This is a genomic window from Allomuricauda sp. F6463D (assembly GCF_023015965.1).
In the GTDB taxonomy this organism is placed as follows: Bacteria; Bacteroidota; Bacteroidia; order Flavobacteriales; family Flavobacteriaceae; genus Flagellimonas.
In genome coordinates, this window is sequence record NZ_JALKAN010000005.1 from 41802 (window position 1) to 66537 (window position 24736).

Annotated in this window: 19 protein-coding genes and 1 tRNA gene; 10 read left to right on the forward strand and 10 right to left on the reverse strand. The window is 39.3% G+C overall.

Features of this window, described 5'->3' with window-relative positions:
* Nucleotides 1-96: 96 nt before the first annotated feature.
* On the forward strand, nucleotides 97-2082 hold the full coding sequence (gene ftsH / locus MWU56_RS16005) for an ATP-dependent zinc metalloprotease FtsH (RefSeq protein WP_247046145.1): 1986 nt from the start codon (nucleotides 97-99) through the stop codon (nucleotides 2080-2082).
* 142 nt (nucleotides 2083-2224) lie between these two features.
* Here ftsH and MWU56_RS16010 read toward each other — a convergent pair whose 3' ends face one another.
* Both MWU56_RS16010 and MWU56_RS16015 read right to left on the reverse strand, forming a co-directional pair.
* Entirely contained in the window at nucleotides 2225-3466 is a 1242-nt protein-coding gene (locus tag MWU56_RS16010) for a mechanosensitive ion channel family protein (RefSeq protein WP_247046147.1), read from the reverse strand.
* A gap of 261 nt (nucleotides 3467-3727) precedes the next feature.
* On the reverse strand, nucleotides 3728-5497 hold the full coding sequence (locus tag MWU56_RS16015; RefSeq protein ID WP_247046155.1) for an alkaline phosphatase: 1770 nt from the start codon (nucleotides 5495-5497) through the stop codon (nucleotides 3728-3730).
* Nucleotides 5498-5724: 227 nt separating this feature from the next.
* Here MWU56_RS16015 and MWU56_RS16020 point away from each other — a divergent pair.
* From MWU56_RS16020 to MWU56_RS16040, 5 genes are all read left to right on the forward strand, one after another.
* Nucleotides 5725-5808: transfer RNA gene (locus MWU56_RS16020), tRNA-Leu, on the forward strand.
* Nucleotides 5809-5979: 171 nt separating this feature from the next.
* A complete protein-coding gene (locus MWU56_RS16025; RefSeq protein WP_247046157.1) occupies nucleotides 5980-6879 on the forward strand; it encodes a MerR family transcriptional regulator in 900 nt (299 codons plus the stop codon).
* A gap of 7 nt (nucleotides 6880-6886) precedes the next feature.
* Complete coding sequence (locus MWU56_RS16030) at nucleotides 6887-8347, forward strand: phytoene desaturase family protein (protein WP_247046174.1); 1461 nt, start codon at nucleotides 6887-6889, stop codon at nucleotides 8345-8347.
* Nucleotides 8344-9186, forward strand: a complete 843-nt coding sequence (locus MWU56_RS16035; RefSeq protein ID WP_247046176.1) for a phytoene/squalene synthase family protein — start codon at nucleotides 8344-8346, stop codon at nucleotides 9184-9186. Before MWU56_RS16030 ends, MWU56_RS16035 begins: the two co-directional genes overlap by 4 nt.
* On the forward strand, nucleotides 9183-9635 hold the full coding sequence (locus MWU56_RS16040; RefSeq protein ID WP_247046185.1) for a sterol desaturase family protein: 453 nt from the start codon (nucleotides 9183-9185) through the stop codon (nucleotides 9633-9635). Before MWU56_RS16035 ends, MWU56_RS16040 begins: the two co-directional genes overlap by 4 nt.
* On the opposite strand, the gene MWU56_RS16045 is transcribed toward MWU56_RS16040, so the two are convergent.
* The 6 genes from MWU56_RS16045 to MWU56_RS16070 form a co-directional block, all read right to left on the reverse strand.
* Entirely contained in the window at nucleotides 9636-10202 is a 567-nt protein-coding gene (locus tag MWU56_RS16045) for a TlpA family protein disulfide reductase (RefSeq protein ID WP_247046187.1), read from the reverse strand. It lies immediately after the preceding gene.
* A complete protein-coding gene (locus tag MWU56_RS16050; protein WP_247046189.1) occupies nucleotides 10199-10759 on the reverse strand; it encodes a TlpA family protein disulfide reductase in 561 nt (186 codons plus the stop codon). Before MWU56_RS16050 ends, MWU56_RS16045 begins: the two co-directional genes overlap by 4 nt.
* A gap of 80 nt (nucleotides 10760-10839) precedes the next feature.
* Nucleotides 10840-13107: an aconitate hydratase gene (locus tag MWU56_RS16055; RefSeq protein ID WP_247046191.1), complete on the reverse strand. Its 2268-nt coding sequence runs from the start codon at nucleotides 13105-13107 to the stop codon at nucleotides 10840-10842.
* Between the two features lie 104 nt (nucleotides 13108-13211).
* Nucleotides 13212-14165 (reverse strand): AAA family ATPase, encoded by a 954-nt coding sequence (locus MWU56_RS16060; protein WP_247046193.1) that lies wholly within the window; start codon nucleotides 14163-14165, stop codon nucleotides 13212-13214.
* Nucleotides 14166-14168: 3 nt separating this feature from the next.
* On the reverse strand, nucleotides 14169-15569 hold the full coding sequence (locus MWU56_RS16065) for a peptidylprolyl isomerase (RefSeq protein ID WP_410548950.1): 1401 nt from the start codon (nucleotides 15567-15569) through the stop codon (nucleotides 14169-14171).
* Nucleotides 15553-16434 carry a peptidyl-prolyl cis-trans isomerase gene (locus MWU56_RS16070; protein ID WP_247046195.1) on the reverse strand — a complete coding sequence of 294 codons (882 nt, stop codon included), beginning with the start codon at nucleotides 16432-16434 and terminating at the stop codon, nucleotides 15553-15555. Before MWU56_RS16070 ends, MWU56_RS16065 begins: the two co-directional genes overlap by 17 nt.
* Before the next feature lie 117 nt (nucleotides 16435-16551).
* Between MWU56_RS16070 and MWU56_RS16075 the strand changes: the two genes are divergently transcribed.
* From MWU56_RS16075 to MWU56_RS16085, 3 genes are all read left to right on the forward strand, one after another.
* Nucleotides 16552-17007, forward strand: a complete 456-nt coding sequence (locus MWU56_RS16075) for an SRPBCC family protein (protein WP_247046197.1) — start codon at nucleotides 16552-16554, stop codon at nucleotides 17005-17007.
* Nucleotides 17008-17011: 4 nt separating this feature from the next.
* A complete protein-coding gene (locus MWU56_RS16080) occupies nucleotides 17012-17269 on the forward strand; it encodes a hypothetical protein (RefSeq protein ID WP_247046199.1) in 258 nt (85 codons plus the stop codon).
* A gap of 708 nt (nucleotides 17270-17977) precedes the next feature.
* Entirely contained in the window at nucleotides 17978-20563 is a 2586-nt protein-coding gene (locus MWU56_RS16085) for a cyclic nucleotide-binding domain-containing protein (RefSeq protein ID WP_247046201.1), read from the forward strand.
* Here the strand turns inward: MWU56_RS16085 and rimO are convergent.
* Complete coding sequence (gene rimO, locus MWU56_RS16090) at nucleotides 20560-21861, reverse strand: 30S ribosomal protein S12 methylthiotransferase RimO (protein WP_247046209.1); 1302 nt, start codon at nucleotides 21859-21861, stop codon at nucleotides 20560-20562. The genes MWU56_RS16085 and rimO overlap by 4 nt on opposite strands.
* A 127-nt stretch (nucleotides 21862-21988) precedes the next feature.
* On the opposite strand from rimO, the gene MWU56_RS16095 reads away from it, so the two are divergent.
* The gene (locus MWU56_RS16095; RefSeq protein WP_247046210.1) at nucleotides 21989-23077 is read left to right on the forward strand and encodes a serine hydrolase domain-containing protein; all 1089 of its coding nucleotides are present in this window, start codon (nucleotides 21989-21991) and stop codon (nucleotides 23075-23077) included.
* Here MWU56_RS16095 and MWU56_RS16100 read toward each other — a convergent pair.
* Nucleotides 23074-24735 carry an amidase family protein gene (locus MWU56_RS16100; RefSeq protein ID WP_247046212.1) on the reverse strand — a complete coding sequence of 554 codons (1662 nt, stop codon included), beginning with the start codon at nucleotides 24733-24735 and terminating at the stop codon, nucleotides 23074-23076. The genes MWU56_RS16095 and MWU56_RS16100 overlap by 4 nt on opposite strands.
* Between the last annotated feature and the right edge of the window lies 1 nt (nucleotide 24736).

The window sequence follows — 24736 nt, forward strand, 5'->3', positions numbered from 1 at the left end:
TCATTTCAATTAACTGTATTGCACCCTAGTTTTGAAATAGTGAATTGTTATCATATTTACCTGTGAAAACTATTCATCTCCAAAAATGAAAATGCAATGTCTACCAGTCAAAAAGATAATAGCAGTAATACCGATGAGAAAAAATCATCCACTCCAAAACCACCGTTTGGAGGAAAAAATATTGGGTGGGTGTATTGGGTTGTAATCCTATTGTTCCTGCTTCCATTTTTCACCAACAATCTAGGAGGTCCACAAGAAATTAGTTGGTCAAAACTAGAGAATACCCTTTTGGCAAAAAATGCCGTTGACAAGATTGTTGTAATCAACAAAGAGGTTGCCCAGATTTATATTAATGAGGAAGCTTTGACCGATATAGATATAAATAATGAACCTAACGGAATTATATCATCAAATAAAAATCCTAGATATTATATAACCATTGGTTCTGTAGAAAGTTTTGAAAACAAACTACAGCAAGCACAAGAGCAAGCGGGAATTTCAGAAAAAATAGATGTTAGGTATGAAAACAAAACGAGTTGGACCACTATTTTGTCATGGTTGCTACCTTTACTTTTCTTCGTTTTTATTTGGATGTTCCTACTCAGGAGCATGGGTGGTGGCAAAGGTGGAAACCCAATGTTCAATTTTGGAAAATCAACGGCCAAGCTCACCGACAAGGGAACCAAAAGTAAAATAACCTTTAAGGACATTGCGGGTTTAAAAGAAGCCAAATCGGAGGTTGTGGAGGTTGTGGACTTTCTTAAAAATCCAAAAGATTATACCAGATTGGGTGCGAAAATACCCAAAGGGGTACTTTTAGTGGGACCCCCGGGTACTGGGAAAACCCTGATGGCAAAAGCTGTTGCTGGTGAAGCGCAAGTACCTTTTTATTCCATGTCCGGTTCCGAATTTGTGGAAATGTTCGTTGGTGTTGGTGCATCACGTGTTCGGGACCTTTTTAAAAAGGCAAAAGCTAAAGCACCAAGCATCATTTTTATTGATGAGATTGATGCTGTTGGGCGTTCCCGTGGTAAGGTCAATGCATTTCAGGCCAATGATGAACGCGAAAGCACTTTGAACCAATTGCTCACGGAACTGGATGGGTTTGGAGATAATACCGGGGTAATCGTTCTTGCTGCCACCAACCGGCCAGACGTGTTGGACAAAGCATTATTACGCCCAGGAAGGTTCGACCGTCATATTTACTTGGAACTTCCAAACCAATCAGAACGTATCGAAATTTTTCAGGTTCATCTTCGTCCATTAAAACTTTCAAAAAATATAAATATTGAAATTTTAGCAAAGCTGAGCCCTGGTTTTTCGGGTGCAGATATCGCCAATATTTGTAATGAAGCCGCACTAATTGCCGCTAGGAAGAAAAAAGATGAGGTGGAACAAGAGGATTTTATGGCCGCCAGGGACAGGATCATTGTTGGCATGGAGCGTAAAAGCAAGATCATTTCACCAAAAGAAAAAGAAATTGTGGCGTACCATGAAGCTGGACATGCCGTAGTAAGTTGGTATTTAAAACATGTGGATTCTTTGGTAAAGGTTTCCATAATTCCACGGGGCAAGTCCTTGGGAGCAGCATGGTATTTACCTAAAGAGCGACAAATAGTTACCAAATCACAATTCATAGACCAGATTTGCGCATCGCTTGGTGGCCGAGCAGCTGAGGAGGTTGTATTCGATGAAATATCATCGGGCGCCTTGGATGATCTAGAAAAAGTAACCAAACAAGCCTATACCATGGTCTCCTATTATGGTTTGGATGAAGAAATTGGGCCTATCAGCTATTACGATTCTTCAGGAAACAACGATAGATTAGTAGGTAAACCATATAGCGAAGAAATGGCCAAACAAATCGACCATGAAGTACGTGACTTAATCATATCGTCCTATGAACGAACCAAAAAATTATTGGTGCAACATAGAGGTGAATTGGAAAAATTGGCACAATTACTCTTAAAACAAGAGGTGGCGGACAAAGATGACCTCGAAGAAATCTTAGGTAAAAGAGGTGAAAATTTATTAAAAGACGGAAAAGAAAGACTTATCAATCCTAGTTCATTTACCAGCTAAGTCAAATTAAATTATAATAAAACCAAGAGTAAGCACTGTTGATAGTCAAATAACATGATCAATCATAAAATAAAGTGATACTATCGACAATATGTATGTGAAGATAGTATTAAGTCATAAAAATAGATTACTATTTTTTGCATTAGTCAGTTAGGGAAGCAGGCAACTCAAATACCTCTAAAGAAAAATAGGGCATAGCTGCAAGCAGATGATCAAAAATATCGGCCATAACATATTCGTAATTTTCCCAACGCTTATCCGAACTGAACGCATAAATTTCCAAAGGTATACCTTGTGGTGTCGGTTGTAATTGCCTCACCATTAAGGTCATATTTTTGTTGATTGCTGAATGACTTTCCAAATAGTTTTTTACATATTTTCGGAACAATCCGAAATTGGTCATGTTTCTTCCATTCACCAATAGCTCCTTATTGATATTGTTTGATTCGTTGTAAGAGTTTATTTGCTCGTCCCTATTAGTGATATATGATTCCACCAGTTGAATTTTTTTCAATGTTTCCAGATCTTCGACCGTTAAAAACCGAATACTTTTTTGCCTTATGATCAAAGACCTTTTAATCCTTCTGCCCCCCGATACCTGCATACCCCGCCAGTTTATAAACGAATCGGAAATTAAAGCATAGGTGGGTATGGTTGTAATGGTCATATCAAAATTCTGAACTTTCACAGTAGCCAAGCTTATCTCAATAACATCGCCATCCGCACCATATTTTTCGAAAGTAATCCAATCCCCGATACGGACCATATCATTTATTGTGACTTGGATACTGGCTACAAAACCAAGAATTGAATCCTTAAATATGAGAAGGATAACGGCGGAAGCAGCACCTAGTGCCGTAAAAAATTTCCAAACGGTAGTATCTGTAATGACGGCGAAAATGGTTAATATACCCACCGCCCAAGCAAAAATCATAAATACTTGGAAATAACTATCTATAGGCTTGTCTTTGAACCTAGTACGTGTCTTAAGGTATCCATTGATACTACTAAATAACTTACGAAAAATCATCAGAATCAATAGAACGAACAAAATTTTGATGATCTTCATTGCAATACCCTCCGCATAATCAAAATCTGCAAAGGCCACTGGGACAAACTCGAGCAAGATGGTCAACGGAACCACATGGGCCACATAACGAGGCACTTGATTGGCCACCAAAAAATTATCAAAATTATTTTTGGACTTTCGAGCCAATCTTACGGACAATGCCCGAAGTACTTTCCAAAGGAGAAGGTCCAATATAAATACAATGATAAGCACACCTATCAGTAGAAGAAACAAATTGAGATAGGAGGCCAATTCCTCACCCATTCCAGTTTTTAAAAGGTAATTGTACAGTAAACGACCGTAATCTTTATCCATAGTTTGAAATTCAGGTAAATCCGTTACAAAACTACGGGATTTGATGCAGCTTTTAAAAGTCAATGAATCTGTCTTTTTATTGAAAATTCCATTAAACCGATCACTCGTCCCGAAGGATCTATTTGATATGTGTTCTTTAACTGGACTTACTACATTTGACTGGACTATGAAATAGGAGCATATTGACTGTTTGAATTAACTTTGAAACATACCTTCTTAAAGGAAATAAACACCAAGTAGCCCATTTTTGGAAAGTCCAAATTAATTGTTTTTTAAGAGCTTCAAAATCGTGTTAAATATATCTGTATTTTCATAAACGCCATTGAAGTTTTCTGCCTGCGGCCCATATGCAAATAGTGGCACCATGATCCCAGTGTGGTCAACGGATAAAAAGTCGCCTTGCACAGTACCTTCTTCCAAATTTCCACCAACAATTCCAAAACCTGAGGTTTCGTGATCAGCAGTAATTATGACCAAGGTGTTTTTATGGGCATCAGCGAATTTCAAAACTTCTGCTATGGTTTGGTCAAAATCCAACATTTCTTGTACAATTGTACTCGTACTGTTGGAGTGTCCCCCGTTATCGATTTGTGCACCTTCCACCATAAGAAAAAATGGATTGGTTTTTGAATCTAAAACATTTAGGGCCCTTGCCACACTTTCTGGAAGTGCATTCCCCCTACCGTTGGCAACGGCAGGTGCTTTTCCTTCACCTAAATAGACTGCCGTCGGGGAGGTAAAATCTTCAAAAGATTCTAGTGTCTGGGTTTTAAACACCCCTTCTATTGCACTCTTATCATTTTCTCCTCCTGCGATGAAAAAATCAAGCTTGCTTTTTTTCAGGTCATTGATCAATCCCGATGTATCATCTCGTTCTACTCTATGGGCATAAAACGAAGATGGAGTGGCACCATAAATTGCATCTGTAGAAACAATGGCCGTATTAAATCCTTTTTCACTAACCACTTCGATTAAATTCTTCAAAGGTTTTCCATCTGGCCCTACACCTATGGCTCTGTTATCTGCCTTATGCCCTGTGGCCATTGCTGTTGCCCCAGCTGCTGAATCTGTGATCAAATCATCATAAGAGGCTGTTTTTACCAATCCGATATTTTTTAATCCGGTTACGGTAAGCTTACCCCTATTGGCAATCATGGCCGAAGTAATTTGTGCCAACCCATTGCCGTCACCAATCATTAAAACAATGTTCTTCGGTTTGGCGCTTTCATCATAGTCGTATTTTGGGTGGTACACTTCAACAGGTGTATCTAGAACAAATGTGTTCTTCTTCAAATCATACAAATATATTTTTGCCTCCACTGGCTTATCGGTGTTAATGTAATCTACACCTAATTTGGCCAAACGGGACCAGGCAGTTTTAGTATCAGGAGTGGCCCAGAACCTAAAAGGTTTATGTACTGATCTTGCCTTTTCTATCGCATATTTTACTTTTTCAAGATCAGGAGCGATCATTCTTCCGTAACCATTCCACTTCGAGAAATTTTTATAACTCACACTCACCAAAGCAACCTTTTCCAAATTGATATGCTCCAATTCCTCTAAATTTTGATGGTCGAACCAAATGAATTCAGGATAGTTTTTATACTCATCAGGTTTTGGTCGATTGCCCGAAACCACAAATTTGACTTTCCCTCCATTGATGAGGCTTGGATATTCTTTTAATTCTTCTTCCAGTTTTTCCAATGTGGCATAAGCTTCGGACTTAAGGTCTATAAGCAATTGAAGTTCCTTTAGTTTGCCTGACATCTCTAGACCTTTAAGCTTGTCCAAGTATAATTTGCTCAAGGTGTGCCCCTCAACGATTTCCTCTTCTGCATGGGTAACGTACAAGGAATCATTTTTTAAGAACACATCCGCTTCTATGGATGAGGCCCCGTTACTGTATGCAAACCAAAAGGGTAGTTCTTGTGCATAATCGTTGTGGGAATGGACGTCATAACTTTTCTGACAATAAAGGAACGTACTTGACCCCATACACAACCCTATAAAAAATTTAAGAACCACTCTCATTGTTTGTTGGATAGCTATTTAAAATAGTGTTATGAACTTCCGATAATCAGATACATTGCAAATAGCAACAAAAATTCTCAACACACCAATGAAGAGCTATTATGTTTATGTAAATTTTGAGCAAAGTCTTTTCCGTGAAGCCCTGTAGAAACAACAATGATAAAAAGCCATTAAAGTCCTTTCATTTTGGTCAAAAAAATTATATTTGCACACTTAAAATTCCAAAGGCCCACGTGGTGGAATTGGTAGACACGCTACCTTGAGGGGGTAGTGTTCGAAAGGACGTGCTGGTTCGACTCCAGTCGTGGGCACAGAAAAAAACCGCAATTATTGCGGTTTTTTTGTTTATAAACGCTATCCACAAAATACTCAATACCTTTCTTAAAGGACTGAAACCCTTGAACAACGTTCTAAAATTTATGATAAAAAACTAGGATAGCATCTTTTTAATTGTAAATTTGTTTAACGTTTAAATTAAAAAGATGAACAATGTAAAAACTTCCTTCAGTATTCGGGATATGGAAAATCTGTCTGGAATTAAGGCCCATACCATTCGAATTTGGGAAAAAAGATACAATTTGTTCAGTCCAGAAAGAACAGATACCAACATCCGCACGTACAATCTCGAAAGCCTTCAAAAACTATTGAACGTTACCCTACTGTATAAAAACGGATATAAAATTTCCAAAATTGCCAAGCTGGGAGATGAGAAAATACCATCATTGGTAAACGAAATTGTTACATCAAAAAGTGAAAAAAGCGGTGCTATCAATTCATTTAAATTGGCAATGCTCAATTTTGACCAATCCTTGTTTCTAAATACCTATAATGAATTGATGGTTGAAAAGTCGTTCACCCAAATTTTTAACGACATTTTCATCCCGTTGCTGAACGAACTTGGAATGTTATGGCAAACTAATACTATTAGTCCTGCGCACGAACATTTTATATCTAATTTAATCAAGCAAAAAATATATATCCATACGGAGCAAATTCAATTTAATGCTCCCACTAAAAAAGATGAAATTTACGTGCTCTTTTTACCTGAGAACGAGATTCACGAGTTGGGACTGTTGTACATCAACTATCAATTGGCGCTGCATGGACACAAAACTATTTATTTAGGTCAGACCATGCCTATTGAAAGTCTAGGGGACCTGCTCAAATATTACAGTAATATTAGGTTTGTTTCCTACTTTACCGTTTCGCCCACCAAAGCTGATTTAGATGATTATTTTGAAAAATTCGAAGTTTTATTAAAAAGGTCCACAAGTTGTAAACTTTGGGTTCTTGGACATCAGATTCAAGAAATATCGGAAGATAAACCCGGTGGCCCGATTAAAATATTTAAGACCATTGATCAACTGATAGAAACACTTTAATGTTAACATGAAAAAAGTAATTGTCATTGGTTCCGGTTTCTCCTCCCTCTCCGCCTCTTGCTATTTGGCAAAAGCGGGATATGAGGTGGAAATATTCGAAAAAAATGACACTGTCGGTGGTAGGGCAAGGCAATTTTTAAAGGATGGTTTTACATTTGACATAGGTCCAAGCTGGTATTGGATGCCGGATATATTTGAAAAGTTTTTTAGGGACTTTAATAAACAGGTTTCCGATTATTACCAGTTGGACAAATTAAACCCTGCATATAAAATTTTCTTCGAAGACGATGTTATCACCATTGGGGATTGTATGGAAAATATTTGTGCAGAGTTTGAACGTATTGAGGCCGGGAGCAGCAAACATTTAAAGGAGTTTATAGGCCAGGCGCAAGAAAACTATGATATCGCCATTAATAAAGTGGTCCTTCGTCCAGGCTTGTCCCCATTGGAATTGGTTACTAAGGAAACCGTTTTAAAGGTTGACCAATTTTTCAAGACCATAAGCCAACAAGTGCGTAAACGGTTCAAAAACCAAAAATTGGTGTCCACTTTGGAGTTTCCCGTACTTTTCTTGGGAGCCAAGCCAAGCAAGACCCCATCCTTTTACAATTTTATGAATTTTGCAGATTTTGGTTTGGGCACATGGCACCCTAAGGGTGGCATGTACGAAATAATCAAGGCGATGAAGAGCTTGGCCGAAGAATTGGGTGTAATCATTCATACCAATAGTCCCGCAAGCCACATTTTAGTCTCTGATGGGAACATTTTGGGTATACGCAGCATGGATAAAAACCACATTGCCGACTATGTGGTAAGTGGCGCGGATTACCATCATTCCGAAACCCTTTTGGATAAAAAGTACAGGCAATATTCGGAATCGTATTGGGAAAATAAAACCTATGCTCCTTCTTCCCTGCTTTTTTATATTGGTTTTGATAAAAAGTTACAATGTGTAGAACATCATAATTTATTCTTTGACACGGATTTTGAAAAGCATGCGGAAGAAATTTATGATAATCCACAATGGCCCAGTAACCCATTGTTCTATGCCAATTTTCCATCTGTAACAGATGCTTCAATGGCACCAAGCGGAAAAGAAACAGGATTTTTCCTGGTGCCCATCGCCCCTGGGTTGGAAGATACACCCCAACTCCGGGACCAATATTTTGATATTGTGATGGATAGATTTGAGCATTTAACCCATCAATCTGTAAAAAAATATGTACTTTTTAGGGAAAGTTTCTGTGTAAACGACTTTGTTGACCAGTACAATTCCTATAAAGGCAATGCTTATGGTTTGGCAAACACCTTGCGTCAAACTGCTTTTTTAAGACCCAACCTCAAAAGTAGCAAGGTAAAAAACTTATTCTTTACCGGTCAGTTGACCGTTCCCGGACCAGGGGTGCCACCATCCTTGATCTCAGGCAAACTGGTGGCGGATTTAATCATTAAAGAAGTAAAAAGATGAAAACTATTTTTGACGAGGTTTCTTATGATTGCAGTAAGATTGTAACCCAGTCCTACAGCACATCATTTTCATTGGCAACCAAAATGTTGGCTCCTTCAATCCGTCCAGATATTTACAACATCTATGGTTTTGTGCGTTTTGCCGATGAAATCGTGGACAGCTTTCACGATTACGACAAAAGAAAACTGTTCGATGCCTTTGAAAAGGATATGGAACAGGCTCTAGCCGATAAAATTAGTCTCAATCCTATTTTAAATGCTTTTCAATACACCTATCACAAATATGAAATCCCTCATCATTTGGTGGAGTCCTTTATGAAGAGTATGCGAATGGACCTAACCAAAAAAAGTTACGAGACCTTTGAGGAGTATCGTGAGTACATTTATGGTTCGGCAGATGTTGTTGGTTTGATGTGTCTGTGTGTTTTTGTAAAAGGAGACAAGGAGAAATATGATGCATTGAAAGAGTCGGCCATGGCCTTGGGTTCCGCTTTTCAGAAAGTAAATTTTCTACGAGATTTGAAAGCTGATTATGAAGGTCTGAACCGGTCATATTTTCCAAACACAGATTTGATGCAGCTCGATGAAGTATCCAAAAAATGTATCGTTGATGAAATAAAAGCAGATTTTGCACTAGGATATTCCGGCATAATCCAATTACCTGAACAGGCAAAGTTCGGTGTTTACACAGCTTACCGATATTATAAAAAATTGCTTCAAAAATTACAGAGTACGCCCCCTTTGGAAATTAAAAATACACGGATTCGTGTACCCAACTATCAAAAATTAGGGCTTCTGGCACAATCATACGTTAATTATAAATTACAACTTGTACAATGAAGGTAGTGCTTTGGATATTCATATTTTTGGCCACTTTTTGTTTTATGGAATTTATGGCGTGGTTTACCCATAAATATGTGATGCACGGTTTCCTTTGGAGCCTCCATAAAGATCACCACAAAAAGGACCACAACTCTTGGTTCGAGCGGAACGATGCCTTTTTTATTTTCTACGCTGTAATCAGCATGACCCTTTTTTATCTAGGCAGTTACACCTCATTTTGGTACGGATGGCCGTTGGGTTTTGGCATACTCGCCTACGGAATTGCCTACTTTATGGTCCATGATATATTTATCCACCAACGTTTCAAAATATTTAGAAATGCCAACAATTGGTATGCACGTGGCGTACGCCGTGCCCATAAAATACATCATAAACATTTAGGTAAAGAAGAAGGGGAATGTTTCGGAATGCTGGTTGTACCCTTTAAGTATTTTAAGAAAAAATAATTATTCAGAAATAAGATCGTCCAACAAGGCCCTTGTGTTATCTGAATTCCAGTTGGCCGCCCCTGTCTTGTCCACTACAATGTTACCTTGCTTGTCCAGTATATATGTAACAGGAATGCTATTGCTGTCCAATTCCGGTGGTGCATTAGAGACCTGAAAATAGACGGGCAGTGTATATCCTTTTTTAGTTAGGAACGCCTCAACTTTTTGTCTTTCATCATTAGCAACGAAGGCAAATGTAACCTTATCCTTATAATCATCGTACAGTTCCACAAAGCCCGGTAATTCCGCAACGCACGGTGGGCACCAAGTTGCCCAAACATTAATCAGTATTACCTCTCCTTTGTTGGATTCTAGATTGGTCCGTTCACCGTTCAACCCAACAAGGCTCCAATCATAGTTCTTTAAATTGGCTCGGTCGTCCTCGTCCACAGTTCCCGGACTTATAACAGTTGCCACCACTTTATTCACCCAAACACGAACATGGAAACCTACTGGGGTGAATAGAATAATCAATATGGCCAAAATCCATATTCCATTGCTGATTTGTTCCTTGGTAATTCTCATTCCGCAATCAATTGATCCATTAGTTCATATACATTTCTTGTACTCCAATCGGATATTCCTTCTTCATATATCACAATATTCCCCGACCTATCAATCAAGTAGGAGGCGGGTACTTTACTGGTGTCAATGGGCATTTTTTCACCTATAATCAAATACGTTATAGGAAATGTAAATTCATGTTCTTCCATAAACACCTCAACAGGTTCACGTTCTTCATTTGTAATGATATAAAAATCCACTTCACCTTTGTATTTGTCGTATAATTCCTGAATACTTGCAAGCTCCGCTTCTGATGGCAATCGCCACGAAGCCCATAGATTGATAAAGATTATGTTTCCCTTAGATTTTTTAAAATTGAAAAAATCCCATTGTTCATCCTTTAATTTCCAATCGTAATCGGTAATCTTTTCTTGTTCCGATGTTTTTATCACATCTGGGGAAACTGCAATAATCCGATTCAACCATATTTTTCCATATTGACCTATAGGAGTAACAAAAAATGAAATGACAAAAAGAATCAATACTACATTGAGAATGGTCTTTTTATTAATCTTCATTGAACTTTATTTATCAGAAAAAAAAACTCCTGATATCTTTTACAACGTCAGGAGTTTTTACATTTTATAGTTAGATACGATTAAGCATTCTGCTTTTTGATCAAGTTCAGGGCAGAACCCTCATTAAACCATTTGATTTGCGCATCGTTGTATGAGTGGTTTGCAATGATGGTATCCTTGTTACCATCGGCATGTACCACTTCGATTGTCAAAGGTTTATCCGGTGCAAACTCGGAGGCATCCACGATGTTGAACGTGTCATCCTCTTGAATTAGGTCGTAATCATTCTCATTGGCAAAGGTTAACGCCAACATTCCTTGCTTTTTCAGGTTTGTTTCGTGAATCCTAGCAAAGGATTTTACAAGAACAGCTGCAACACCAAGGTGCCTTGGTTGCATTGCGGCATGTTCTCTTGATGACCCCTCTCCGTAATTGTGATCTCCCACAACAACCGTCATAATACCATTTTTCTTGTATTCACGTTGTGTATCCGGAACTCCGCCATACTCACCTGTCAACTGGTTTTTAACAAAGTTTGTCTTTTGATTGTATGCATTTACCGCACCAATCAATGTGTTATTGGCAATATTGTCCAAATGCCCTCTAAATCGTAACCATGGTCCTGCCATGGAAATATGATCCGTAGTACATTTCCCAAATGCCTTGATCAAAAGTTTCATCCCTTGCAGGTCTTCTGCTGTAATGGGCACAAACGGCTCTAACAATTGCAAACGCTCAGATTCTGGAGAAACTTTAACCTCTACTCCACTTCCATCTTCAAGTGGGTCTTCGTAGCCATTATCTTTAACTTCAAATCCTTTTGGAGGCAATTCCCATCCTGTTGGCTCATCCAACATTACTTCCTCTCCATCTTCATTTATAAGTTTATCGGTAAGTGGGTTAAAATCCAAACGACCAGCAATTGCTATTGCAGCAGTCATTTCTGGTGAAGCAACAAATGCGTGCGTGTTTGGATTACCATCTGCACGTTTTGCAAAGTTACGGTTGAAGGAATGTACAATACTGTTTTTCGGAGCATTCTTTGGGTCTTTGTAACGTGCCCATTGACCAATACATGGCCCGCATGCGTTGGTAAATATCTTGGCATCCAATTTTTCAAAAATTTCCAGAATACCGTCTCGTTCCGTCGTATACCTAACTTGCTCCGAACCTGGATTGATACCAAATTCTGCTTTTGTTTTTAGCTTTTTATCCAAAGCTTGTTGGGCTATCGAAGAGGCTCGTGATAAGTCTTCATAAGAAGAGTTGGTACAAGATCCTATCAATCCCCATTCCACAGCCAATGGCCATCCATTTTTCTCCGCTTTATCCTTCATTGTCCCTACTTCCGTCGCCAAATCAGGCGTGAAAGGACCGTTCAGAAGAGGTTTCAATTCAGATAAATTAATTTCGATTACCTGATCAAAATATTGTTCTGGGCTGGCATAGACCTCTGGGTCTGCAGTTAAGTGTTGTTTTACTTTATTTGCTTCATCGGCAACGTCTTCCCTGTCCGTGGCCCTTAGATAACGCTCCATGGATTCATCGTAACCAAATGTTGATGTGGTAGCCCCAATTTCGGCTCCCATATTACAGATGGTTCCTTTACCCGTACAGGACATGGAAGTAGCGCCTGGGCCAAAATATTCAACAATAGCTCCTGTTCCCCCTTTTACGGTAAGAATTTCGGCCACTTTTAAAATTACATCTTTGGGTGCGGTCCAACCGGATAATGTACCCGTTAATTTTACACCTATGAGCTTAGGGAATTTAAGCTCCCAAGCCATTCCGGCCATTACATCCACTGCATCTGCACCACCAACTCCAATGGCTACCATTCCCAAACCACCGGCATTCACCGTATGGGAATCGGTTCCTATCATCATTCCACCAGGAAATGCGTAATTCTCCAATACTACTTGGTGAATAATACCAGCTCCTGGTTTCCAAAACCCAATTCCGTATTTATTTGATACAGAACCCAAGAAGTTAAATACCTCACTACTGGTTTCATTGGCATGCTTTAAATCTACCTCGGCACCGTCTTTGGCTTGAATCAGGTGATCACAGTGCACTGTGGTTGGCACCGCTACTTTATCCTTACCAGCTTGCATAAATTGAAGCAAAGCCATTTGTGCTGTTGCATCTTGACAAGCAATTCTGTCAGGAGCGAAATCAACGTAATCCTTGCCTCTAGTATAGGCTGTTTCCGGACTACCGTCCCAAAGGTGGGAATATAAAATCTTTTCAGAAAGTGTTAGAGGCTTACCTACTAGTTTCCGAGCTTTTTCTACACGTTCTCCCATGGAAGCGTAGACGCCTTTAATCATGTCTATATCAAATGCCATTCTACAATTGAGTTTTTTAGATTTTCGTAATTTGGTAAATTTACTAAATCGTGAAGTATTTTGGAATTAGAATCGTACTAAATAAGTGTTGCTTTTCTTATTTTTTATAATAATTCCGTGATAATTTTTTCTTCGGTGATACCTTCAGCTTCCGCTTTGTAGTTTTTTAGTATTCTGTGACGAAGAATTCCCAACGCGATTGCTTTAACATCTTCGATGTCCGGAGAATATTTTTTGTGAATGACTGCATGGGCCTTAGCCGCTAAAACAAGGTTTTGGGACGCCCTTGGACCCGCACCCCAATCAATATAATTTTTAACGTAGTCGGAAGCACCTTCTTGATCCGGCCGGGTTTTATTGACCAACCTTACGGCATAATCAACAACATTGTCCGGCACAGGTATTCGTCTGATCAAATGTTGTACTTCTATTATCTCCTCTGCATTGAAAAGTGTATCTATCTGAACATCATTATCTGTGGTGGTTGATTTTACCACTTGAATTTCTTCTTCGATTGAAGGGTACTTAAGTTCTATGGCGAACATAAAACGATCTAACTGTGCCTCTGGCAATGGATATGTTCCTTCTTGTTCTATTGGGTTTTGTGTGGCCAAAACAAAATATGGTCGCTTTAGTTGATGTTGCTTCCCTGCAATGGTAACTGCTCTTTCCTGCATGGCTTCGAGCAAAGCCGCTTGTGTTTTGGGTGGTGTTCTATTGATTTCATCTGCTAAGATGATGTTCCCAAAAACAGGTCCCTTTATAAATTTGAAGTTACGGTTTTGGTCCAACACTTCGCTTCCCAAAATATCGCTGGGCATTAAATCCGGGGTAAATTGTATTCTTTTAAAATCCAAGCCCAAGGTTTGTGCAATGGTATTTACCATCAACGTCTTTGCTAAACCGGGGACACCGATCAATAAGGAATGCCCTCCAGTGTATATGGATAGTAGTATTTGTTCAATTACCTCTTCTTGGCCTACGATGACCTTGGCAATTTCATTTTTTAAGTCTTGGTGTTTTTTTACCAGTTTTTCAACTGCAACTACATCCGACATACATTATTCCTTTACCCAATTGTTAGCAAAATCACAACCTCTACTTTCAACATCCACATGGATATAGGCATCATCAATATGCTCATCCATCCATTCTTTTATAGCATTAAACTGCTTTTCTCTTAATGCCAATTCTTGGATTTTCATGTAATCTTTTGCAAAATCGGCCACATGTTCATCATATCGATTGGAAATCTTCATGATCTTGAATTTGGGTGGCCCACCTCTTTGATCATCTTCTCTAATAGGTTTTGAAATTTCACCATCCTTTAAATCCCTTACTTGGTTATAAAGGGTTGGATCCATCTTAGTAAGTTCAAAACGGGAATCGAAATTGATTGGGTTACGCAACAATCCACCATCAAACTTAGTTTCTTTTTCATCGGAAAAGTTAAGCGCCGCGTCGGCAAAGGTGTATTTCCCATCCATAATTTGTTGGCGGATAGTATCCAACTCCTTTACAGCTTTGTCAATCGCACTTTGAGGAATATCGGGAATCATTAGAATGTGTCGAAGGTCCAATTCCTGACCTCTTATTTTTTCTATATATATAATATGGTAACCGAAGCTGGTTTCGAAAGGTTCGGAGATTTCTCCTTCCCGCAGACTGAAAGCCACATCCTTGAACTCTTTAACAAAGGGAGTCTCTTTGGTCATACTGTAGAATCCTCCTTTGGATTTTGACCCAGGATCCTGAGAATACAATATTGCTTTTACATTAAAGCTGGCATCGTTTTCCAATACGTCCTGACGAATTTCCTTTAGTTGATTGATGACCTTTTGTTTTTCCTCTTCTGGGGCTTCAGGTTGTTTTGCAATCTGGGCAATTTCCAACTCTGCACCAAAAACTGGTCTTTCATCTTCCGGAATTTTATAAAAAAACTGTCGTACTTCTTCTGGAGTCACTTCAATTTCTTCAACAATCTTACTTTGCATTTTTTCAGAGAGCATGCGCAGTTTGTTAATTTCAAAAAGTTCTTCACGGAAGCTTTCCATATCAGCCTTTTTGTAGTAACTCAACATTTTTTCAACACTGCCTATTTGTTGGGTAAGCTGTTGTATTTGCCTGTCGCTTTGAGCATTTACCATATCGTCGGACACCAATAAACTATCCTGTACCGCTTGGTGTGCATATAGTCTATCCTCCATAAGTTTTCCCAAAAGACTACAACGCGTTATATCTTCTGTTGATGCACCTTGGTTTTTAAGGTCGATCAAGGTTTTGTCTATGTCAGACTCCAAGATCACATAATCCCCAACTACAGCGGCAATACCATCCAATTTCACTCTTTTGGCATTACTTGTTGAGTCTATTCCGCCCAATGCCTGATCTGTTTCCTGCGCTTGAACCATTCCTACCATAACAAATAATGCTATGGCAAGTCCTTTAATTCTGTTTTTCATAAACCTCAAATTCATTCTTCTTAATCGCTTCATCAATAATTTCAGTTTCCAGCCTCTTTACGTAATTCAAACGTCTCCTGTTCAATATCAATTGCTTTATATCTGGCTCTACATAATCAAAAGGAGCTGTTTCATTGACTTCCAGCACATTGGTCACCAAGCCCAAATATACTTCTAAGGAATCTTGTAACTCAAAAAATTGTGATTTTTTTAAGTGGGTTTCTTCATTTGCTCTGGTCAACGGAGGGATTTCCTCTATAACTCGTGCCGTACTTACCCAAATGGAGTCATTAAAATGTATTTTTTGGAACTGCACTGCTATCGAATCCAAATATTGTTTATCGGATTCGTCCCAATTTCTTATTCTATCCTCTACACCGTCCCTATCCAAAAATTGATTGGACATCCCTACAAACCTAAGTTGTACCAATTTTTCATTCAGTTTGAAATTTTCTTTTTCACGTTCGTAAAATTCTTCAAGCTGATTTTTAGTAACAGAGGTATCCCTGGATTGATTTACTAATGCCTCAATGTAAGCCCGGGTATATAAATCTGCACGGTAATCCGAAACCAAACGATCAAACTCTGCCAACTTTTCTTCGGGCAAGTTTATTTTAGATTTGGACAACAACAACTGCTTGGATGCCCAATTATTAATATAATTGGTCACAAAAACCGTACTGTCTTCCTCGGTCATGTCCTCCCTTATAAAGGTTGCGACATCTTCTTTATACAAATACGTATCACCTACCCGTGCAAGTGGTTCCTTTTTTTCATCCTGTTCAAACATTCCTTCACAAGAAGAAAATAGGATGGCCGCCAATGTATAAAATAGAAAAAGTGTATTTTTTTGGAGCTTAAGCATCACGCAAAAATAACAATTACAAAATGCCCGACAAGAAGGTTCTAATTTCATTAACAGATTTTTTCGTTAGAACCAGATGGCAATAAATTGCTACATTAGTGCAAAACCAAACCAGAGATGAAATACACTACCGAAATAGTTGTGGATGTTCCTCGCGAAGAATTCATCAAAATAATGGATGATCCCGAAAACATGAAGCATTGGCAGGATGGGCTTATTGGCTACGAACAACTGTCCAAAAATCCAAATCAAGATGGCGCCCAGATGAGCCTTAGTTACAAAATGGGCAAAGGTGAAATGAAGTTGGTGGAAACTATTATGAAAAGGAATTTGCCACATGAATTATTTATGACCTACGACGCTAAAGGCGTACACAACATTCAAAGGAATTATTTTAAAGAAGAAGAAGGAGACAAGACACGTTGGGTATCCGAATCAGAATTTCAATTCTCCGGATTTGGGATGAAGCTTATGGGTTTTTTTATGCCCGGAGCTTTTAAAAAACAATCATTAAAATATATGCAAGATTTTAAGACCTTTGCCGAAACGGGAAAATCCGTAACCGACTCATAAAACCATGGAAAAACTTTTGGATAGAAAAATTAAGATTATTTGGGACTTTAGAGGACCAAGTGCTGCACATATTGCCGAACACTACTTAAAACACCTTAAGGAATTTGTTGAAGTGGAAGAATTAAAATACGACCTTTCGGGGGTAGAGCATTTTAGCCCTAGCCATAGCACCGCATTTTTAGTCGTTGCCGAATTTGAACTCAAAGAGGTCAAAAATATTCTTAAACCACACAGGGGCGAGGTTTATACCGAAGACGTTTAAACAATCTACTCAGTATACAAATGGGATATTGCCTTAGGAAAAATTTCCTGCGGGCAACACCCCATTTTCCGGACTAGAGTCCTTAAAAATCATGAAACCTCAACCAACCATTTCTGATTGTATCTTCAAATTTTCGTTCGCCAATAGCACTTGATCAAAATCAATACCCTCAATGGGTTTTAAGCTTTGGCTAGCGGCATTCTATTTTTCTGACTAATTTCCAAGACAAACCTAACAAGCTTGCTGGTATGGCTTCATCAAAACCTTATTTCACTCCACTCTTTCAAATAAAAAGCACCACTCAATCAAAACACGAATCAAGGTAACACTGCATTTCAGTTTATTTTGATTTTAATCGGTTATCATTAGGGTTAATTTAAAAAGTAGCTATACTCATCCTTGCAACCAAAATTTAGACAACAACACTATTAGTCACCACTTTAAAAGTACTTATAACCAGCACCATAAACCATGATGAATATCAAATTCTAGATTTATGTAATCCGAAGAAATCTACATTGATAGTCGACTTAAAAATATTTTTTACGTTTTGGACAATTAGGAATCAATCAAGATGAACACGGAATTTTAGAAATTTCACTATCTCGGTACAGTCATTTTTCCATATTGGTTTTTATTTCAAAATACTTTCGTCATCTGCTTTTTTTTAGTGAAGTTAACCGTACCGAACCATACTTAAAAAGGCTTGTGAACCAGATTGAAGAGGATTTAGATTATCTTAAAAAACAGTTCCCCAACGGAACGGTTTCCTTATACGAAAAGGGACATATTATTTGCAACATTCATAGCAAGGTGAACACATTTAGATGGTTGCTCAAAGGCTCTTTTGATTACTACACCACCTCGGTAGATCCCGACGAAGAAGTGCCTGTGTGTCAAATTTCCAAACCCTTGAGCACCTTGGGACTTAATGGATTGAACGAGCGTAAAAGGTATACCTACAAAATTACGGTTGCATCGGAACAGGCCACTTTTTATGAAGTTCCTATAGACCAAATGATCGACCATCTTGAAAACGAAAAGGACAACTTGACCATATGCAAAGTGGGGCGATCGCTTTACCATCAGTTGAGACAAGCACTTTTACGACAGACTGATTTATTACAGGCTGCCCGCCATCGACCTTTACAAAAAGACCGTGAATTTTTTATAGGACCCAATACAGAACAAGCCGAAGTGGTCTCATTGATGCGCCGTTCTCCTTTCTTGGATTATTTTGACGATCAACAGCTATCCCAAATAGCTACCATTGCAGAGCGGCGCGAATACGAACCCGACGAAGTGCTCTACATACAGGACAGGCTTACCAATGGCCTTTTTATCCTTATCAACGGTGAGGTAGCCATTAAACGATTGGAAGGTAATATTGAAATTCGTCAACGCTCCATCAACAATCCAGGGTTTATTTTTGGTTGGTCCTGTTCAATGGGTGAAAAAGACATTTGCTCTGCGGTCACTACACAAAAAACCTCCATATATTTTATCCATCAAAAAGACCTGTTGCAACTTTTGGACAAATGTTCGGTATTTGAACAAAACTTTTTCATGCGCCTGTTATGGCTGATGAGCAATCAAATCAATGCAGCCTTCGCTCGATACTTGGGCCTACTGGGAAAACATAATTTACAGGCGGTTCACCAACTGATCGAGAACAATAAATCAAGATTGGCACTATCCTCTCCCTTTCATCAGGTCCAACATTTATTATCAAATACCAACACAAAACAATTAGGGTATGATGCCCTATCCAGGTTAATCGGAAGTGGCTCGCATTTAGAGCGCCATATCGCTTCCTTAAGCTTGGAACTTCTGCAAGAGGATATGCAAGAGCTGAAATTTATAAAAGGGCTTCAGGACATCTACGAGACCGTTGCAGAACAAAAAAACAAATCGGAATCCGATGTCAGAAAGGCATGTGCATCGGCCACAAAGAAAGCTTTTGAAAACGTGCAACATCATATTGAAGGTATGGATAAACTGCCAGAGAAAGGTGGCTGTATCTTTATTTACAATCACCTCTCCAACCACCCTTTTTATACCCTAAACAACAAGTTTCAGATAACGTTGGATTCACATTATATCAGTGCGGGCATTTTGGACAATAAGTACAGTGACCCCGGTATACGAACGGTAAGAATTGGTCGCGGGCAGGAATATGGCCATCAAAACTATTATAATAGCCTGGGACATATAAATGTGTACACCAAGGAATCTGAGGAGGTGGATAAAACAAGTAAAAAAGTAACACGCAGTATTTTTTATAGAACCGCTGCCGACTACTTGCAAAAGGGGCATAATTTGGTAATCAGCCCAGAGGGCACTTCTTATTCCACAGAAGAATCCCCAGGTCCATTTAAAATGGGCGTTTTTAAACTGGCCCATTCCTTAGCCCCTGAACCCTATATAGTCCCCATAGTATTGGTCAATTTTGACCGACGTATTTCGGAAGGTTTTTTTTATTGCAAAATCCATACACCTTTTAAATTGAGTGAAAAAATGTCCGAGTATGGAACCAAAGATTTGTACGATTTTGTAAAACAGTATCAAAAAACATATGCAAGATATGTTGAAGAAGCTAGGCAAAGGGCCGAGGAGCTTTATATGAAGCCTGCCACAACAGTACTGGAAGAGCCTCCAGAAATTTGGCGCAACGAGATCAACCGCCTTAAGAGGAGAATCATAAAATTGGAAGACCAGAACGATCTCATTATTTTCTACGGTAGTTCATCGGTTCGATTGTGGGTAGGGATGAAAAAAGACCTAAGCCCGTTCAACGTGCTCAATTTAGGGTTCGGGGGATCAACCTACGCATGGTGCATCCATTATTTTGACGAAATCTTTAAAGAGGCCAAACCCGCTAAAATTGTGCTCTATGCAGGAGAAAATGATTTGGCTCAAGGAAAATCTCCCCAAGAGGTTTTGAACGATTGTAATAGATTGGTACAGCTGATCTTTAAGAAATACCCTAAGGTGGAATTGGCCTTCATAAGCTTAAAACCCAGTTTGGAGCGTGAAGAAATGATACCTCAAATCATTGAGACCAACCTTCTAATGTCCAAATATGTGATTGGCGAACTCAACGCACAATTCATCAACGTTTTTGGCCAAATGATCACTGCGGACAACCGCCCAAAACCAGAACTATACATGTCCGATGGGCTTCACTTGAACAAAAAAGGATATGTAATATGGAGCGACGTCATAAAAACAGCCTTACTATCGGCGGAAAACCCCTTGGAAAAGGAAAATATTAATTTATTAGAGGAATCTTAAGCAGGTTCTCCAAACAAATCGTAATCCGAAGCATCTGTGATTTTAATAGTCACAAAATCCCCAATTTTCACATAGTGTTTTGTCGCATCAATAAGGACTTCGTTGTCTACATCGGGTGAATCAAATTCGGTTCGGCCCACAAAGTGGTTTCCTTCCTTTCTATCGATGATACAACGGAAAGTTTGTCCAATTTTAGTTTGATTGAGCTCCCAAGAAATCTGTGATTGGATTTCCATAATAGCGTTCGCCCTTTCCTGTTTCACCTCTTCAGGGACATCGTCCTCCAAATTATAGGCATGCGTATTCTCCTCATGACTGTAGGTAAAGCAACCCAGACGTTCAAAACGCATTTCCTTGACCCATTGCTTCAAAGTTTCAAAATCCGCTTCCGTTTCCCCAGGGTATCCTACGATCAATGTAGTTCTTATGGCCATTTCGGGGACTGCCTCTCTAAAATCCTTCAACAACTTTGTGGTCTTGGCCTGGGTAGTACCGCGACGCATACTTTTTAGAATGGAATCTGAAATATGCTGTAACGGGATATCAATATAATTACAGATTTTGGGTTCGTTGCGCATTACTTCCAACACATCCATTGGAAAACCTGTTGGGAATGCATAGTGCAAACGGATCCACTCGATCCCTTCAACCTTGGCCAATGCTTTTAGCAATTCCGCCAAGTTTCGTTTTTTATAAAGATCGAGCCCGTAATAGGTAAGGTCTTGGGCTATTAAAATAAGCTCTTTTACCCCGTTGGCTGCCAGTTTTTCAGCTTCGGCAACTAGCTCTTCTATAGGCGTGCTCTTATGTTTACCACGCATCAAAGGGATGGCGCAAAACGAACATGGTCTATCACAACCTTCTGCAATTTTTAGGTAAGCATAGTTCTTAGGCGTGGTCGTCAACCGTTCCCCAATCAATTCATGTTTATAATCCGCACCAAGCGCTTTTAATAAATTGGGAAGGTCGCTTGTACCAAAATAGGCATCCACATTGGGAATTTCCTTCTCCAAATCCGGTTTGTACCGTTCACTCAAACATCCTGTCACAAAAACCTTGTCCACATCACCAGCTTCCTTGCGCTGCACATAATCCAAAATGGTATTAACACTTTCCTCCTTTGCATTGGCAATAAATCCACAGGTATTGATCACAACAACATTGCCTTCCTCTTCATGCGCCACCTCTTTATTGTTGGCACGCAGTTGCCCCATCAATACTTCCGAGTCATAAACATTTTTGCTACAACCCAAGGTTACCACATTTATTTTATTCTTTTTAAGCGATTTTGTGCGCATAGTTCCGTTTAATGGAGTGCAAAAATACAATAACACAAGGCATTACATCGAATTGACCGCATATTTTTAGTGCTTCTTCGTTAAACCAATAGTCCCTATGAAAGTCAAAAGTCTAAATTTTAGCTTTATGAAGCATACTTCAATATCATTTCTAGTAGCCTCATTAATTATAATTGGTTGTAGTTCAGATGAAGTGATTACAGACCCTACTCCAGAACCAGAAGAAAGTCAATTGTATTTTCCTCCTTCAGGTTCGGCGGAATGGGAAACAGTGTCGCCTTCCGATTTATCTTGGAATGCCGATGCGGAACAAGAGCTTAAAGATTTATTGGAAGAGAAATCCACAAAAGCGTTCATCATTTTAAAAGATGGAAAAATAGTTGTGGAATGGTATTTTGATGAACACGACCAAAACACCAGTTGGTATTGGGCTTCTGCTGGCAAAACATTAACCGCTTTTACGGTTGGATTGGCCCAAGAAGAAGGGTTGCTGGATACCGAAGATAAATCATCCGATTATTTAGGAGAGGGATGGACCGGTTTAACTACTGAAAAGGAAAACTTGATCACCCTTTGGCACCAATTGACAATGACCAGCGGATTAGATGATGAAGATTTAGATTGTGTTACTCCAGATTGCCTTACCTATGTGGCAGATGCCGGTACACGATGGGCATACCACAATGGTCCGTATACGCTGTTACAAAGTGTTGTGGCCAATGCCGCGGAAATGGAATGGAAAGACTACTTCAATTCAAATTTGAGGGATAAAATAGGAATGGACGGTTTTTGGTTTTCCACAAGCGGCACCAATAATGTATATTTCAGCACAGCACGAAGCATGGCGAGGTTTGGTCTTTTGAACTTGAACAACGGCGTTTGGGACGGCGAAACTATATTAAGTGATACGGAGTACTTATCCGACATGAAGAACACTTCGCAAAACCTGAACAAATCCTATGGATATTTATGGTGGTTGAACGGTAAGGACAGTTATCGTATGCCCAGTCTTCAAATTGAGTTTGATGGTATGATGATTCCGAATGCCCCAAGCGATTTATATGCAGGTTTGGGCAAAAACGATCAGAAACTCTACATTATACCCAGCCAAAACCTAGTAGTGCTACGAATGGGGGTAGATGCCGGAGAAAGTTCTCTTGGACTCTCGTCCTTTGACAATCAGCTTTGGGAAAAATTAAGTACCTATATTGATTAATCCTTATATGCTTCCGGAATTTTTCGGGCCTTTGTCAAATCTTCAAAGGCTTTTCCAATGCGCAGCAAGTGTGCTTCGGAAAATGGTTTTCCTATAAACGTCAAATTTTCTGGTTCACCGTCAGGTTTATATCCCATTGGCACCGTCAAAGCAGGAAACTCTGCTACGGCCGCATAGCCAGCGTGATAATTATTGATGCTCAACAAGGCATCCAGCTGCTTTTCCTCCATTATTTTGAAGAAGGCCCTTCCCGATGTTTTTAACCCTTGTTTTATTTTTTCAAATTGTTCCGCTGTGGTAGAATCGGACAAAATACCATCAAAACGGGCTTGCCCATATGGTATTCTCATCAAAGAATCCTGTTTGTTGAATGTAACCACATCTTCCACAGATTCCACTTTTACACCATCCCTATTTTTAACCTGAGATTCCAAATATGCAGATAAATCCTTTTTCATATCCAAATTCAACAAAGTGGTAAATCCTTCTAAAGTAATGTTCTCGGGTTCAAACACAACTATCTGTATCCCTGCTTCTCGCAACATTTCAACATTGGCTGCATATATGGAATCTCTCTCCATCAAATTGGCCATCACTCCCAAACGGGTTTCCTTGAAGGGTTCAGGATTCAACCATGCTGATAAAATGCCTGGTTCGGGGTTTACCGATTTGTGATCCATCCCATCTTTACCCAACATGGCATCCAACAAAATAGCGTTGTCCGCAACACTTTTGGTCATGGGGCCGGGCGTGTCCAAAGTACTGGAAATAGGGACAACTCCTGTTCTACTCAACAAACCGATGGTCGGTTTTAGTCCTACCACGGAACTTTGGCTAGAAGGTGAAAGTATGGAGCCCGAAGTTTCGGTTCCTACGGCACCTACAGCATAATTCGCAGCTGTAGATGTACCACTACCTGCACTGGAACCACCGGTATCAAATACTTTTCTGCCATAAGGGTTCAATGTTTGACCGCCTACGGCACTTTGACCATTGGGACAAACCCCACAGATAAAATTGGCCCATTCGCTAAGGTTCACCTTTCCCAAGATCAACGCTCCTTTCGACTTTAAACGCTCCACGATAAAAGCATCATTGGTCTGGTTTTCTTTGAGGGCAATGGCTCCGGCCGTGGTCCTCATATCAGCAGTTCCGATATTGTCCTTCAATAAAATGGGCATACCATAAATAGGGTGATGTACCTCCTTGTTTTCATCTCGTTGACGCGCTTCTTCAAGCACATTGGGATTTAATGCAATTACAGTGTTGAGCGTGGTATTGTTGGGCAATTCGTATTTATAGATTCTATGTAGATAGAACAGCACTAATTCTTCATAAGTAAACGTTCCTGCATCAATCTGGTTTTGAATGCTTGGTATATCCTGTTCCAAAACCAAAGGTTTCATCGTTTCATAACGTTCTTTGGAAAATTTTGATACCTCACCGTACAATGGAAGAAAGACCTCATTTTTATCCAAAACTTTACTTTGGATGAATTTGTAACGCATTCTTCGGTTCTCGTGTTCTGCATTGGCAGCTACTTCGGCAGAATCATTATATGGTGTCCAAAGTACGATCTCTTTCTTGGTGTCCGTATTTTTCTGTTTACATGAAATGAATCCAATCAACAAAAAAACAATCGAGAGGTACCGATACATA

Coding starts and splice junctions, on each gene's coding strand:
- ftsH (WP_247046145.1), top strand. CDS start 97: ATGTCTACCAGTCAAAAAGATAATAGCAGTAATACCGATGAGAAAAAA.
- MWU56_RS16010 (WP_247046147.1), bottom strand. CDS start 3,466: ATGGATAAAGATTACGGTCGTTTACTGTACAATTACCTTTTAAAAACT.
- MWU56_RS16015 (WP_247046155.1), bottom strand. CDS start 5,497: ATGAGAGTGGTTCTTAAATTTTTTATAGGGTTGTGTATGGGGTCAAGT.
- MWU56_RS16025 (WP_247046157.1), top strand. CDS start 5,980: ATGAACAATGTAAAAACTTCCTTCAGTATTCGGGATATGGAAAATCTG.
- MWU56_RS16030 (WP_247046174.1), top strand. CDS start 6,887: ATGAAAAAAGTAATTGTCATTGGTTCCGGTTTCTCCTCCCTCTCCGCC.
- MWU56_RS16035 (WP_247046176.1), top strand. CDS start 8,344: ATGAAAACTATTTTTGACGAGGTTTCTTATGATTGCAGTAAGATTGTA.
- MWU56_RS16040 (WP_247046185.1), top strand. CDS start 9,183: ATGAAGGTAGTGCTTTGGATATTCATATTTTTGGCCACTTTTTGTTTT.
- MWU56_RS16045 (WP_247046187.1), bottom strand. CDS start 10,202: ATGAGAATTACCAAGGAACAAATCAGCAATGGAATATGGATTTTGGCC.
- MWU56_RS16050 (WP_247046189.1), bottom strand. CDS start 10,759: ATGAAGATTAATAAAAAGACCATTCTCAATGTAGTATTGATTCTTTTT.
- MWU56_RS16055 (WP_247046191.1), bottom strand. CDS start 13,107: ATGGCATTTGATATAGACATGATTAAAGGCGTCTACGCTTCCATGGGA.
- MWU56_RS16060 (WP_247046193.1), bottom strand. CDS start 14,165: ATGTCGGATGTAGTTGCAGTTGAAAAACTGGTAAAAAAACACCAAGAC.
- MWU56_RS16065 (WP_410548950.1), bottom strand. CDS start 15,569: ATGAAAAACAGAATTAAAGGACTTGCCATAGCATTATTTGTTATGGTA.
- MWU56_RS16070 (WP_247046195.1), bottom strand. CDS start 16,434: ATGCTTAAGCTCCAAAAAAATACACTTTTTCTATTTTATACATTGGCG.
- MWU56_RS16075 (WP_247046197.1), top strand. CDS start 16,552: ATGAAATACACTACCGAAATAGTTGTGGATGTTCCTCGCGAAGAATTC.
- MWU56_RS16080 (WP_247046199.1), top strand. CDS start 17,012: ATGGAAAAACTTTTGGATAGAAAAATTAAGATTATTTGGGACTTTAGA.
- rimO (WP_247046209.1), bottom strand. CDS start 21,861: ATGCGCACAAAATCGCTTAAAAAGAATAAAATAAATGTGGTAACCTTG.
- MWU56_RS16095 (WP_247046210.1), top strand. CDS start 21,989: ATGAAGCATACTTCAATATCATTTCTAGTAGCCTCATTAATTATAATT.
- MWU56_RS16100 (WP_247046212.1), bottom strand. CDS start 24,735: ATGTATCGGTACCTCTCGATTGTTTTTTTGTTGATTGGATTCATTTCA.